The sequence below is a fragment of the Ornithinimicrobium sediminis genome, assembly GCF_021272345.1.
GTDB classification, from domain to species: Bacteria; Actinomycetota; Actinomycetes; order Actinomycetales; family Dermatophilaceae; genus Ornithinicoccus; species Ornithinicoccus sediminis_B.
Genome location: NZ_JAJSDQ010000003.1, coordinates 399,429 through 412,334 on the forward strand (window position 1 = coordinate 399,429; position 12,906 = coordinate 412,334).

Annotated in this window: 11 protein-coding genes; 7 read left to right on the forward strand and 4 right to left on the reverse strand. The window is 73.0% G+C overall.

Going from position 1 to position 12,906, the window contains the following annotated elements; all coding sequences use genetic code 11:
• Positions 1–19: 19 nt before the first annotated feature.
• Together LVO85_RS09700 and LVO85_RS09705 are read right to left on the reverse strand one after the other, a co-directional pair.
• On the reverse strand, positions 20–1,129 hold the full coding sequence (locus LVO85_RS09700) for a glutamate--cysteine ligase (RefSeq protein ID WP_232747253.1): 1,110 nt from the start codon (positions 1,127–1,129) through the stop codon (positions 20–22).
• A gap of 71 nt (positions 1,130–1,200) precedes the next feature.
• Positions 1,201–2,037: an META domain-containing protein gene (locus LVO85_RS09705; RefSeq protein WP_232747254.1), complete on the reverse strand. Its 837-nt coding sequence runs from the start codon at positions 2,035–2,037 to the stop codon at positions 1,201–1,203.
• 185 nt (positions 2,038–2,222) lie between these two features.
• On the opposite strand from LVO85_RS09705, the gene LVO85_RS09710 reads away from it, so the two are divergent.
• The 7 genes from LVO85_RS09710 (at position 2,223) to LVO85_RS17040 (ending at position 10,016) form a co-directional block, all read left to right on the forward strand.
• A complete protein-coding gene (locus LVO85_RS09710; protein WP_232747256.1) occupies positions 2,223–3,056 on the forward strand; it encodes an alpha/beta fold hydrolase in 834 nt (277 codons plus the stop codon).
• A gap of 14 nt (positions 3,057–3,070) precedes the next feature.
• Positions 3,071–4,201 carry a molybdopterin-synthase adenylyltransferase MoeB gene (moeB, locus tag LVO85_RS09715; RefSeq protein WP_232747258.1) on the forward strand — a complete coding sequence of 377 codons (1,131 nt, stop codon included), beginning with the start codon at positions 3,071–3,073 and terminating at the stop codon, positions 4,199–4,201.
• 36 nt (positions 4,202–4,237) lie between these two features.
• Entirely contained in the window at positions 4,238–4,477 is a 240-nt protein-coding gene (locus LVO85_RS09720; protein ID WP_232747260.1) for a MoaD/ThiS family protein, read from the forward strand.
• Positions 4,478–4,671: 194 nt separating this feature from the next.
• Positions 4,672–6,303, forward strand: a complete 1,632-nt coding sequence (locus tag LVO85_RS09725; protein WP_232747261.1) for a S8/S53 family peptidase — start codon at positions 4,672–4,674, stop codon at positions 6,301–6,303.
• Positions 6,300–6,905, forward strand: a complete 606-nt coding sequence (locus LVO85_RS09730) for an RNA polymerase sigma factor (RefSeq protein WP_232747262.1) — start codon at positions 6,300–6,302, stop codon at positions 6,903–6,905. Before LVO85_RS09725 ends, LVO85_RS09730 begins: the two co-directional genes overlap by 4 nt.
• Positions 6,902–7,393 (forward strand): hypothetical protein, encoded by a 492-nt coding sequence (locus tag LVO85_RS09735; protein WP_232747264.1) that lies wholly within the window; start codon positions 6,902–6,904, stop codon positions 7,391–7,393. Before LVO85_RS09730 ends, LVO85_RS09735 begins: the two co-directional genes overlap by 4 nt.
• Entirely contained in the window at positions 7,317–10,016 is a 2,700-nt protein-coding gene (locus tag LVO85_RS17040) for a CHAT domain-containing protein (RefSeq protein ID WP_232747265.1), read from the forward strand. The genes LVO85_RS09735 and LVO85_RS17040 overlap by 77 nt, the downstream gene beginning before the upstream one ends.
• A 50-nt stretch (positions 10,017–10,066) precedes the next feature.
• Here the strand turns inward: LVO85_RS17040 and LVO85_RS09745 are convergent, their stop codons facing one another.
• Both LVO85_RS09745 and LVO85_RS09750 read right to left on the reverse strand, forming a co-directional pair.
• Entirely contained in the window at positions 10,067–11,461 is a 1,395-nt protein-coding gene (locus LVO85_RS09745; RefSeq protein ID WP_232747266.1) for an MFS transporter, read from the reverse strand.
• Positions 11,458–12,873: an MFS transporter gene (locus LVO85_RS09750; protein ID WP_232747267.1), complete on the reverse strand. Its 1,416-nt coding sequence runs from the start codon at positions 12,871–12,873 to the stop codon at positions 11,458–11,460. Before LVO85_RS09750 ends, LVO85_RS09745 begins: the two co-directional genes overlap by 4 nt.
• Between the last annotated feature and the right edge of the window lie 33 nt (positions 12,874–12,906).

Sequence of the window (12,906 nt, forward strand, 5' to 3'; positions counted from 1 at the left end):
GACCGGTCACGCGGGGGTCTCAGGCTGCGGCGGTCTCGGCGGCGAGGGCCCGCACCAGCGCCCGCAGGTCACCCCGGTGCTGGTCGGCGAGCGCCCGCTGCCGCTGGTAGCCCGCCCCACGGGTGAGGATGCCGACCACCCCGGCCAGCTCGTCCGCGCAGCCCAGGTCGTCGGCGACCGGCGCGAGCCGCTCCAGGAGGTCGGCCAGGTCGTCGGTCACCAGGCGCTCGGTGTTGTCGGGACCGGTGACCACGATGGCGCCGAGGCCGTAGCGGGCGGCCCGCCACTTGTTCTCCTGCACGTGCCACGGGGGCAGCTCGAGGAGCGTCCCGCCGCTGTCCAGGGTGCGCGAGCACTCCTCGACCAGGCACTGGGTCAGCGCCGTGAGCGCACTGACCTCGGGGACGGTGCCGACCGAGTCGCAGACCCGCAGCTCCAGCGTGCCAAGGTGCGGTGCGGGCCGCAGGTCCCAGCGGTTCTCGCCGAGGGTGTCGATCACGCCCGTGGTCATCAGGTCGTCCACGAAGGCCTCGTAGGTCGCCCACTCGTCGAACTGGAACGGCAGACCCGCGGTGGGCAGCTGCTGGAAGAGAAGCGCCCGCTGGGAGGCGTAGCCGGTGTCCTCGCCCTCCCAGAACGGTGAGGAGGCGGACAGCGCCAGCAGGTGCGGGTAGTAGGTGAGCATGGCCGACAGGGTCGGCAGCACCTTGTCGCGGTGGTCGATGCCGACGTGCACGTGGACCCCGTAGATCACCATCTGCCGGCCCCAGTGCTGGGTGCGCTCGAGCATCTTCTGGTAGGTCTCGCCGGACGAGACGTCCTGGGCGCGCCAGGTGCTGAAGGGGTGGGTGCCGCCGGCGAAGACGTCCAGACCCTGCCGCTGCGCACGGCCGCGCACCAGCTCCGCACCCCGGCGCAGGTCGACCTCCGCCTCGGCGACGGTGCGGCACACCCCGGTCACGAGCTCGACGGTGTTGGTGAGGAACTCGCCCGTGACCAGCGGCGAGTCGAGCCCGGCCAGCACCTGGGGCGCGAGGGGCACCAGCTCGGCGGTGATGGCGTCGATCAGGGCGAGCTCCCACTCCACGCCGAGGGTGGACTGCTCCGACTGCTCGAACGTGATCTGCACAGGACCCTCCCCGGGGTCGGCCTGTCTGGACCTCCATTGTGCGCCGACGGGCGGCGCCGTGTCGTGCCCCGTCAGGGACGGGCGACGAAGGAGACCTGCAGCGCACCCTCGTCGTCGCGCAGCTCGAGCCGGTCGGCCTCGACGCGGGCCACCGTGCTCCGCTCCATCGCGCGCAGGAAGGCCGACTCCTGGTCGGTGACCTCTGCGTCGGCGCAGGCGCGCCGGGTGCCGGCGAGGGCACCCACCTCCAGGGACTCGCCCTCCAGCGTGTAGCGGGCGGTGTACTGGTTGCACCCGCTGGAGCCGGCGACCCGTCCCTCGTCGTCGAACTCGGCCGTGACCTCGCTGCCTGCGACCACGCCGGCCGCCGCCCCCCGGCCGTTGTCGACCATGGTCGCGACCCAGGTGGTGCCGGTGAGGGCCGTGCTCGCCTGCTCGGTCAGCGCCAGCACGGTCCCGCCGCTCGCGTCGAGCAGGGTGAGCCCGTCGTCCCCGGCGGCCCAGCCGCTCACCCGGGGCAGCGCACCCAGGAAGGCCGCCTCCACCTCACCGGGCGCACCCGGGCAGGCCATCATCGTCGAGGCCGCCTCCCCGACCGTCAGGCTCGTGCCCGCGATCTCGTACGGTGCCGACCAGCGGTTGCACCCTCCGGTGCCGCTGACGGTCCCGTCCTCGAAGGTCGCGGTGGCCGTCACCTCGTCCGGCACCTCCGTCGTCCTGCCCGCCTCGTCGACCACCGAGACCACCCGCCACGACGTGCCCTCGAGCGTGGCGGCGTCGGGGGCCGAGGACTCCGCCGGCCCGTCCGAGGAGGTCGACCCGCAGGCCGCAAGCAGCCCCACGGTGCCGACGACGAGCAGCACCAGGAGCCGGGTGCGCCCGCGGGCCGGCGTGGTGGTCAGGACCATGGTGCCTCCCAGGACAGGGCCGCTGCGCGTCGCGGCACGTCCTCATTCTTGCAGGTCGGAGCCGGGCTCGAGGTCGACGCCGTCGTGCCGGCGCACGGCTGCGGCGGAACGGAGCACCGCGCCGAAGCGGGTGAGCAGCACGTGGTCGAAGAGGCCCGGCACGCGACCAGTACTACGCTGCACAGGTGCCGGCACTCTCGCAGATGCTCCCCTGGAAGCCGCGCCCTGTGGACGAGACCGTGCGGACCTTCCGCGTGCCGGTGGGCGAGGCGGTGATGTTCACCCGGCACACCGAGCAGGAGCCGGCAGGAGCGCCCACCGTGGTCATGGTGCACGGGCTCGGTATGTCGGGGCGCAGCATGGTCCCGCTGATGCGGGTGCTGGCTCCGCACGTGCGGGCCTGGGCCCCGGACCTGCCCGGTTTCGGCAGCAGCCGGGGGCCCCACCACGCGCTGGAGATCCACGAGCTGGCCGACGCGCTGCACGCCTGGACGACGCGCCTGGGGCTGCAGCCCGACCTCTACGTCGGGCACTCGCTGGGCTGCCAGGTGCTCGGGCACATGGCGGTGCGCCACCCAGGGTCGGTGCCGGCCGCCGTCCTGGTCAACCCCACCCGGGACCCCGAGGCGGAGACGGTCACGGCCAACGCGCTGCGGCTGGCCCTGGACCTGCCGCGCGAGCCGATGAGCCTGGTCGCCCTCGCTGCGTACGACTACCTGCGCTCCCACCCACGCCGGATGGTCAAGACCTTCGCCGACGCCATCCTCAACCCGGTGGCCGACCGGCTGCCCACCCTGCACGTGCCCGTCATGGTGCTGCGCGGGGAGCGCGACCCGGTGGTGCCCCACAGGTTCGCCGCGATGGTGGCCGAGCTGCTGCCCGAGGGCAGCCTCGTCGAGATCGAGGGCGGGGCGCACGGTCTGCCCTTCACCCACCACCACGAGGTCGCGGCCGTCCTGCTGGACTTCCTGCGGACCTGCGGCCACCTGCGCCCCGAGGGCGACGTGACCGGTCGCTGACGCATGATGGAGGGGTGAGCCCGCTCCTGCCTCCCCTGGTCGAGCCCGGTCCGGAGCTGTCCGCCGAGGCGACCCTGCGCTACTCCCGCCACCTGCTCGTGCCGGGGATCGGGGCGCAGGGGCAGCGACGTCTCGCCAACGCCCGCGTGTGCGTGGTCGGGGCCGGAGGGCTGGGCTGTCCCGCCCTGGTCTACCTCGCCGCGGCCGGCGTCGGCCGCATCACCGTGGTCGACCACGACGTGGTCGACCTGTCCAACCTGCAGCGACAGGTGCTGCACCGCACCCAGGACGTCGGTGTGCCCAAGGCCGACAGCGCGGCGCGGGCCCTGCGCGAGCTCAACCCGCTGGTCGAGGTGCGGGCGCTGCAGACGAAGGTCACCGAGGCCACGGTGCACGACCTCCTGAGGGAGCACGACGTCGTCGTCGACGGCACCGACAACTTCGCGACGCGCTACCTCGTCGGTGACGCCTGCGCCGAGCTGGGCATCCCGGTGGTCTGGGCGGCGGTGCTGCGCTACGACGCCCAGGTCAGCACGTTCGTGCCACCCCCCTGGCTGCCGGTGGCCGACGCGGTGCAGCTGCGCGACCTGTTCCCCACCACGCCGCCCCCGGAGGCGGTGCCCTCGTGCGCGGACGCCGGGGTGCTCGGTGCCATGTGCGGTCTCGTCGGGGCGGTGATGGCGACGGAGGCCGTCAAGCTCGTCACCGGGGTGGGACAGCCGCTGGTCGGTCGCGTGCTGCTGGTCGACGTCGCCGCGATGCGGATGCGTGAGGTGCCCCTGCGCCCCAACCCGCGCCGTGGTGAGGTGGTCGAGGCCCCGCGTGCCGAGCCCCTGCCCGACGTGGGGCCGGCCGAGGTGGCGCACCGGCTCGGCGAGGTCGTCGTGCTCGACGTCCGTGAGCCCGAGGAGCACGCGCTCGGCACGGTGCCCGGCGCACGCACCGTGCCCCTCGCCGAGGTGCTCACGTGGTCCGACACCGGTCGGCTGGGGACGGCACCGGTGGTCGTGACCTGCAAGGTCGGACCCCGGGCCGAGCGGGCGGCCCGGCACCTCATCGCGCTCGGCCATCCCGACGTGCGGGTGCTGCGCGGCGGGATGCTCGCCTGGATCGACGAGGTCGACCCCACCCTGGTGCGGTACTGACCGCTGCGGGTGGCACCATGGTCTCAGGAGGACCTGATGCCGACACTGCGCTACTTCGCCGCCGCGGCAGAGGCCGCCGGCACCGACCAGGAGCTCGTGGCTGCGTCTGACGTGGCCGGCGCCCTCGCTGTCGCCGTGCAGCGCCATGGTCCGCGCCTGGCCCACGTCGTGCAGCACAGCTCGCTGCTGCTCGACGGGCGCTACGTCACCGACCGCGGCACGGCGCTGGCGGACGCCGACGTGGTCGAGGTCCTCCCGCCGTTCGCCGGGGGCTGACACAGGCCTTCCAGGGGAGGCGCGTGACGTGGGTCACGCAAGACGGCATAGTGGGGCGCGAGACGTCGTCCGCCGCACAGGATGTGGCCTGCATCACAGACAGGGTCGTATCACCGGCGCCCTCGGGTGCTCCTGGTGCGTGACCGGGCTTCGCCGCACGGACCGCCCCCGTCCCCGGTCAGGAAGGCCAGACGATGACCACCCAGCCCCCCGACGGAGCCCAGCCGGGCGACTTCACCCCGGTGCCTGTGCTGTCCGCGGCCACCGCGGAGCGCTACCGCGTGCGCGTGCTGGACCCCGTGACGGCCGTGCCGAAGGTCGGCGAGGACGGCGAGCCCGCCGGGCCCGCGCGCCCCACGGCATACGTGGGGGACACGCTCATGGTCAGAGGCCTGCCCGACGGCGCCCGCAGGGCGGTGCTGGACGAGCTGACCGCGCTCCTGGACGAGCTCGGTCTGGTCGGCGTCGTCGACGAGAGCCTCGACGAGCGCGTGCTGCGCGCAGCGGGCGACGACGAGAGCGCGCGGGGGATCCTCGACCGGCTCTGGGTCACCCCGGTGCGGCTCGAGCGCCGTCGTCCCACCGACGAGGAGACCAAGCAGCGGCTCGCGGAGCAGGGGTACGAGCCGGAGCGCCACCCCGTCGACGCCTGGCCGGTGCTGCAGCATCTGCGCAGCCGGGGCCGCACCGCCGCCGAGGTGGAGCTCGACCATCTGGTGTCGGCCGCCCCGTACTGGCAGGGCGCCCCCTACTGGCAGGGCGCTCCGTACTGGCAGGGCGCTCCGTACTGGCAGGGTGCCGGCTCGCCCGAGTATGCGGTGCCGGGCACCGGAGGACGCGGCCCGGTCACCCTGGTCGTGGCCGACCCGGCCCTGCGGGCCCGCAAGGTCAAGCGGGCACCGGTCGTCGTCGTGGCCGACACCGCCATCGGCCCGCACCCGTGGTTCGAGAACCCGGACACGGTGCAGCGCGAGACCGAGGTGCTCGGCACCCTGCTCGGGGTCGACGGGCCCCTGAACCCCCTCGGCCCGCTGCCGCGCAACCCGCTGGACGGGTCCCTGGCCGCCTTCGCCGGGCACGGCACCTTCATCGCCGGCATCATCCGGCAGCAGTGCCCGGAGGCGCACATCATCGGCGTGCCGGTCATGTACGACGACGGCTACGTGCCCGAGGACCAGCTGATCCGCAACCTCGACCTGCTGCTCGTCCGCCACGTCCGGGCCGTGCAGCAGGGCACCCCCGACGAGCTGCTGGACGTGCTCTCGCTGTCCCTGGGCTACTACCACGAGTCGCCCGAGGACGAGGACAGCGACGTCATGCTCGCCGACGTGCTGCGCGAGTTCGGCCGCTACGGCGTCGCCGTCGTGGCCGCTGCCGGCAACGACGCGACGGTGGCACCCTTCCACCCGGCCGCCTTCGCGCCCCAGCCGCCCGACTTCGACCCGGACTGTGTGCCGCTGGTCAGCGTCGGGTCGCTCAACCCGGACGGCAGGACGGTGTCCTACTTCTGCAACGCCGGGCCGTGGGTGTCCTGCCAGCGCCTCGGCGCCAACCTGGTGAGCACCTTCCCGACCGACCTGGACGGCGACCGGCAGCCCAGCCACCGGATGCCCTACGGCACGTCCGTCCGCGCCTGCATCGACATGGACGACTTCTCCGGCGGCTTCGGCACCTGGAGCGGCACGTCCTTCGCTGCCCCTGTGCTGGCCGGCGAGCTCGCTGCCTGCCTGGTGGAGGACCCGCAGACTCCCGAGACCGACCGGAAGGCCGCAGTGCAGAGAGGTTGGGCCGCCGTGTCCCACGAGCTGCCGGGGTGGGTGCGATGAACGCCGAACCCGTCGAGAGCATGACCGACCGGGCCGCGGAGGCGTTCCGTGACTACCAGGAGGGCGCGGCCGAGCGCATGGCCGACCTGGTCGACCTGCTCACCCCCACCCTGTGGCACGTCGCCCGCGCCTGCCGGCTGGACCGGCAGAGCGCCGAGGACGTCGTGCAGGTCGCCTGGATGCGCCTGGTCGAGCACGCCGACGGCATCGAGGAGTCGCAGGCGATCGTCGCCTGGCTCGTCACGACCGTGCGCCGCGAGTCGTGGCGGGTCAGCAAGCAGGCCCAGCGGACCCGACCGGACGACTTCGAGGACGACCTCGACCCGCTCCAGGAGACCCTCGTGGGTCCCCGCCAGGCACCCGACCCTGCGGAGGTCGCCACGCTGGAGGACCGCCGGCGGCGGCTGTGGGAGCACATCGCCACGCTGACCCCTCGGTGCCAGCAGCTCCTGCGGATCATCTGCTTCGCGGAGAGCCCCAACTACGCCGCGATCTCCCAGGATCTCGGTATGCCGGTCGGATCGATCGGCCCCACCCGTGGCCGTTGCCTCGCCACCCTGCGCAAGGCCCTTCTCAGCGACCCGCATTGGAGCGCATCATGAGCGAGCACCTCATCGAGGAACCGATGGACGACATCGACCGCACGATCCTCCGGGAGATGCGCGGGATGTACGAGGCGGTGGACGCCCCGCCTGCGGACCTCGCCGAGCGCGTGAAGTTCGCTCTCACGCTCGCGGCGCTCGAGGCCGAGGTGGCCCACCTGCAGGAGCTGTCGACCGTGGACGTGCGCAGCGAGCAGACGTACGCCACCACCGACACGCTCACCTTCACGAGCAGCTCGACCAGTCTCATGGTGACGGTCGGTCCGGACGTCGGTGCGACCGGCGCAGACCTGCTGCGGGTGGACGGCTGGATGACCGGTAGCGGTGTCGTCGTCGAGCTCAGCGTGGGCACCGAGCGTCACCCCGCCACCTCTGATGCCAACGGTCGGCTCGTGTGGGAAGGTGTGCCGCGTGGACGCGCACGATTCCTCATCCACCCCGCCTCGGAAGGAGCCCGACCCGTCGTCACACCGACGATCGAGCTCTGACGCGGGTCGCGGGTCCGCTCCGCATGACGCGTCGTCCCCCACCGGTGACGTCGGCACCACCCTCCTGGAGTCCGCACGGACCCAGCTGGACGACGCGCGACAGGCGGTCACCGACTACCGCACCGCCGAGGCCGCTGCCCTGCTGGACCGTCTGGGCGACACGCTCGACCAAGCCGCCCGCGGGGCCGGCGACGCCGCACACGACGAGGTCGAGGAGCTCCGGCTGCGAGCCGACCTGACCAGGGCCTGGATCACCTTCGAGGAGTCCGGGCTGCAGGAGGTCACCGAGGACCTCGCGGCCGTGCGGGGCGACTGCCTGAGCGCCGGACGCCCCGACCTGGCCGGGCTGGCGGACATGCAGCTCGGGCTGGTGCGAGCCCGCAGCGGGGACTTCGAGGGTGCGCTCGCGGCCATGCGCGACGCCGAGGCCGGACGCGCGCACATGGAGCTGCAGGACCAGGCACGGCTGCTGCTCAACCGGGGCGCCCTCGCCCTCCAGGTCATGCAGCTTGACCAGGCCAACGACGACCTGGGCGACGCCGCCGAGCTGGGCACCCAGGCAGGGCTGGGCGGCCTGGCGCTGAAGTCGCTGCACAACCAGGGCTACGTCGAGTTCCTGCGCGGCAACCTGCCGCGGGCACTGGCGCTCATGGAGCAGGCCGACGCCATGGACGAGGACGTCGAGCGCGGCGTCGGCCACCTCGACCGTGCCCGGGTGCTGCTCGAGGCCGGCCTGGTGGACGAGGCGCACGAGGCCCTGCTGGAGGCCGCGCGCCTGTCCGCCGAGGCCGGGGGCCAGCACGACCTGGGCGAGATCGAGCTGGACCTGGCCAGGGTCGACCTGCTCCAGGGACGTCCGGCGGCCGCAGCCCGCCGCGCCTCGGACGCGGGCCGGCGCTTCCGGGAGCGGCGGGAGGACGGCTGGCATCGGGCCGCCCAGCTGCTGGAGCTCGAGGCGCTCGCGCTGGAGTCGGCGTCCGCCCCGCGGCGGGCACGGCTGGCGGGCTCGCTGTCGCACGACGCTGCCGCCAGCGGCGACCAGGGGCTCGTGCGCCGGGCAGCCCTGGTGCAGGCCGAGGCGCTGGTCGACCAGGAACGGCCCGCGCAGGCACAGGAGGCCTTCGCCGGTGCCCGGCCGCTGCTGCGCTCGCCCCACCTGGGCACCCGGCTGCACGCGCGCTTCGTGGCGGCCCGCATCGACGTGGCCTCCGAGCGCCAGGCCTCGGCGATCCGTGGCCTGCGCCGCGCGGCCGACGACCTCGGGGCGGCCCAGCGCCAGGTCGCCGGGCTCGACCTGCGCACGGCCATGGCGGTGCACGGCCGCCGGCTGGGCGCCCTGGACCTCGACCTGGCGGTGGCCAGCGGGTCCGCGGCACGGGTGCTCACCCGCACCGAGGTCTGGCGCGACGTCGTCCGGTCGCTGCCGCCCCTGCGCCCGGCCGCAGACCCCCGCAAGGCCGAGCTGGTCAGCCGCCTGAGGCGGCTGCGCGAGGACCTGCGCACCGCACCGCCCGGGGCCGACACGTCGAGCCTCAGGCGCGACCTGCGGGCCGTCGAGCGGCAGGTCCGCGAGCTGGACTGGGCCACCGAGGCCTCCGCGCCGGCCGAGACCTCACGCGGGCCGCTCTCGACCCCGGGCATCCGTGAGGCCGTCGCGACCTCGGGCGCGACCATGCTGTCCTTCTTCGGTCGGGGAGGTGACCTGTATGCCGTGCTCGTCGCGCCGTCCGGCCGGCTGTCCCTGCACCTCGTCGGTCCGGCGGCAGGGGTCGAGAGCGCGGTGCGCGGCACGCAGAGCGACCTGGGAGCCGCGGCCCGGGTGCCGGCGAACAGCCCGCTGCGCTCGGCCGTCGCGGCCTCGCTGCTGGACGGTCTGCGGCGGCTCGACGAGGTGCTGCTCGCGCCGGTGACCGCGGCCGGCCTGGAGGACGGGCCCCTGGTGCTCGTGCCGACCGCCCCGCTCACCGCCATGCCCTGGGGCATGCTCCCCAGCCGCCGCGGCCGGCCCACGACGGTGGCGCGCTCGGCCACGATGTGGGCGCAGCGACATACCTGCCTGCCCGGGGCGCCTCGGGTCACGGCGCTGGCCGGGCCGGACGTGCCGCTCGCCGACGAGGAGGTCCGGGCCGTGGCGGCGACCTGGGGCGAGGGTGCCGCCACCCTGTTGGCGCAGGACGCGCGCGCCGAGCACCTCGTGCCGGCCCTGGTCGGCTCCGACATCGTGCACGTCGCCGCGCACGGCGAGCACCACGCCCAGAACCCGCTGTTCTCCAGCCTCCGGCTGGGGGACGGTCCGGCCTTCGCCCACGAGCTGGAGGGCCAGCGGCTGCGCTCCTCGCACGTGGTGCTGTCGGCCTGTGAGGGCGGTCGGATCAGCGTGCGCCCGGGCAACGAGTCGCTCGGGATGGCCGCCAGCCTGCTGGCACTGGGGGTGACGACGGTCGTGGCCCCGGTCAACGCGCTGCCGGACCACCTGGCCCACGCGACCATGACGCGCTACCACGCCGAGCTCACCCGTGGCGTGGACGCCGCCACGGCCCTGGCGACGGCCACCGCCGACGGCGACCTGCTCGCCGGGTCGTTCAGCTGCTTCGGCTCGACCTGGCAGTGCCTGGCGCAGTGACCCGCCGCGCGCCGGCCGACCCAGGCCGCTGACGCCGGTGCCCGGTCGGGTCAGCCGGGCTTGGGCGCCCCGGGGCGGGCGTAGCGCACCCAGGTGATGCCGATGCACAGCACGGCGTAGACCGCGCCGATGACGTAGAAGGTCACCGGGCTCATCAGCGTGAGGCCGACCCCGAAGATGAACGGGCCGAAGGCCGCGATCGCCGCCGTCCAGCCGATCACGCCGCCGGCCTGCCGGCGCTCGAAGATCATCGGCATCTGCTTGAAGGTGGAGGCGTTGCCGATGCCGCTGAACAGGAAGATCAGCAGCATGCCCCAGAGGAAGCGGGTGAAGCCCCCCGACAGCGCGTCGGCCGAGCTGAGGTCCGGGGTCAGCGCAGGGATCGTGAACAGGATCGAGGCGAGGATGCCGACCCCGGAGATCAGCGTCCAGACGGCGCCGCCCATCCGGTCGGTCAGCGGGGAGAAGAGCACGCGGGCGCCGGCCCCGACGAGGGCACCGAGGAACACGTAGGACGCGGCCTGGGGCACGTCGTAGCCGCTCACCAGCACCTCGGCGGTCTGCCCGGTGCCGCTGACGATGGCCGCGTTGCCCTCGCCGTAGAGGTTGGTCATGAGCAGGCCGAACTGCGCGGCCAACCCCGAGAAGGTGCCGAAGGTCATGATGTAGAGCATGGTCATCAGCCAGGTGTCGACGTTGCCGAAGATGTCGAACTGCTGGCGGATGTTGGCCGTCACCGGCACCGACTTGAGGAACATCCACGCGATGATCGCGCCACCGACGATGAACGGGACCCAGAAGAAGGCGGCGTTCTGGTACCAGACCTCGCGGTTCTCGCCGCCGGCCACCACCATCGGCTGCGAGCTGCCGAGGAAGCCGAGCATCCCGAAGCCGATGAGCCACGGGGTGAGCAGCTGCACCACCGAGACCCCGAAGTTGCCCAGCCCGGCCTGCAGGCCCAGCGCAGTGCCCTGCTTGCGCTTGGGGAAGAAGTAGGAGGTGCTGGGCATGAAGCCGGAGAAGGCGCCGCCGCCGACGCCGGCCAGGAAGGCCAGCACCATGAGCTCCCAGTAGGGGGCGGTCGGCTCCTGCACACGCACACCCCAGCCGACGACGGGGAAGAGGAACAGGACCGTGGTGAGCGTCACCATCTTGCGGGTGCCGATCATCGGCGGCAGCACCATCCAGATGATGCGCATGAACCCGGCGGCCAGCCCGGGCATGGCCGCCATCCAGTAGAGCTGGGCCTGGCTGAAGCTGTAGCCCAGCGCGTTGAGCTTGGGGATGATCGCACTGGGCAGGAACCAGGTGATGAACGCCAGGGTCAGGCAGAACGTCGTGATCCACAGTGTCCGCCAGGCGACGGCGCTGTCCCAGGTCTCCTCGTTCTCGGGGTCCCAGTCCTGCAGCCACTCGCCACCGGTGCGAGACGTCGTCGAGCTCATGGGCGTGACTCCTCGAGGGTGCGGTCGGTCCCGGTCCCGGTGCCGGGGTCCCCGGCCGCGGTGCCGCTGTCGGTGTGGTCCTGGCCCTCGAGCCGCTCCAGCTGCCCGGAGAGCTCGGGGGCCTGGGTGTGCAGCATGTGCACGACGGTCCAGTGCATCCAGCCCAGGCAGATGGCCGTCAGGACGAACAGGACGAAGAAGGTGCTGGTCGGGAAGCCGGACCACTCCTTGGTGTAGGCGAACAGGGGCGGCAGGAAGAAGCCGCCCAGGCCGCCGAGCATGCCCACCAGGCCGCCGACGGCGCCGACGTCGCGAGGGAAGTACTCCGGGATGTGCTTGTAGACCGCGGCCTTGCCGACGCCCATCGCGCACCCCAGGAGGAACACCAGCACGACGAACGGCACCAGGGTCATGGTGTAGGCGAGGTGCTCGGTCTGGGTGCCGTCGGCCTGGTTGATGACGATGAAGCCGTTGGGCATCATCAGGATGCCCGTCGTGAGGAGCATGACGACGAAGGTGCCGTACATCGAGCTGCGGGCGCCCCACTTGTCGGAGAACCAGCCGCCGAGCGGCCGTAGCAGCGAGGCCGGGAAGATGAAGGTGGCGGTGAGCAGGCCGGCCGTCGTCAGCGAGACGTCGAAGTTGTCGATGTAGTAGATCGGCAGCCAGGCCGCCAGGGCCACGTAGGCACCGAAGACAGCGGCGTAGTAGAGGCTGAACCGCCACACCCTGACCTGCTTGAGCGGCTGCAGCCGCTCCCTCAGCGAGCGCCCGGCGCCCGGCACCCGGTCGTGCCGCGGGGTGAGCGTCCAGGTCAGCACCGCGAGCAGCACCAGCAGCAGGGCGTAGATGACCGGGACGAGCCGCCAGCCGCCCTCGATGCCGAGGACGAACGTCATACCCGCCGTCCCTGCGATGAGCGGCGGGCCGATGAACTTGGTGACGGACGCGCCGACGTTGCCGGCACCGAAGATGCCCAGGGCCAGCCCCTGCCGCTCGCGCGGGGTCCACGCGGAGTTCCACGCGATGCCGGCAGTGAAGGAGTTGCCGGCGAAGCCGACGAGGAAGGCCAGCACCAGCAGCACGGCGTAGCTCTCGGCCAGCGACACCAGGTAGGACGCGACCGCCGTCGCGGCCAGCAGCACGGTCATCACCTTGCGCCCGCCGAAGCGGTCGGCCAGCATGCCCGCCGGCAGACGCCACATGGAGCCGTTGAGCACGGCCACGGCGATGACCCAGGAGAGCTGCACCTCGGAAAGGCCGAACTCCTCGGAGATGGGCTTGCCCAGGATGCCGAACATGAGCCACACGGCGAACATGACGGTGAAGGCGATGGTCGACAGGGTGAGGACCCGCGTGGCCCCCCCGGTCTGGTCCGACGTCTCGTCGGACACCCGGTCGGAAGAAGTCATTTCACCCTCAATCATTTAAGGGAGAGCAGTCCA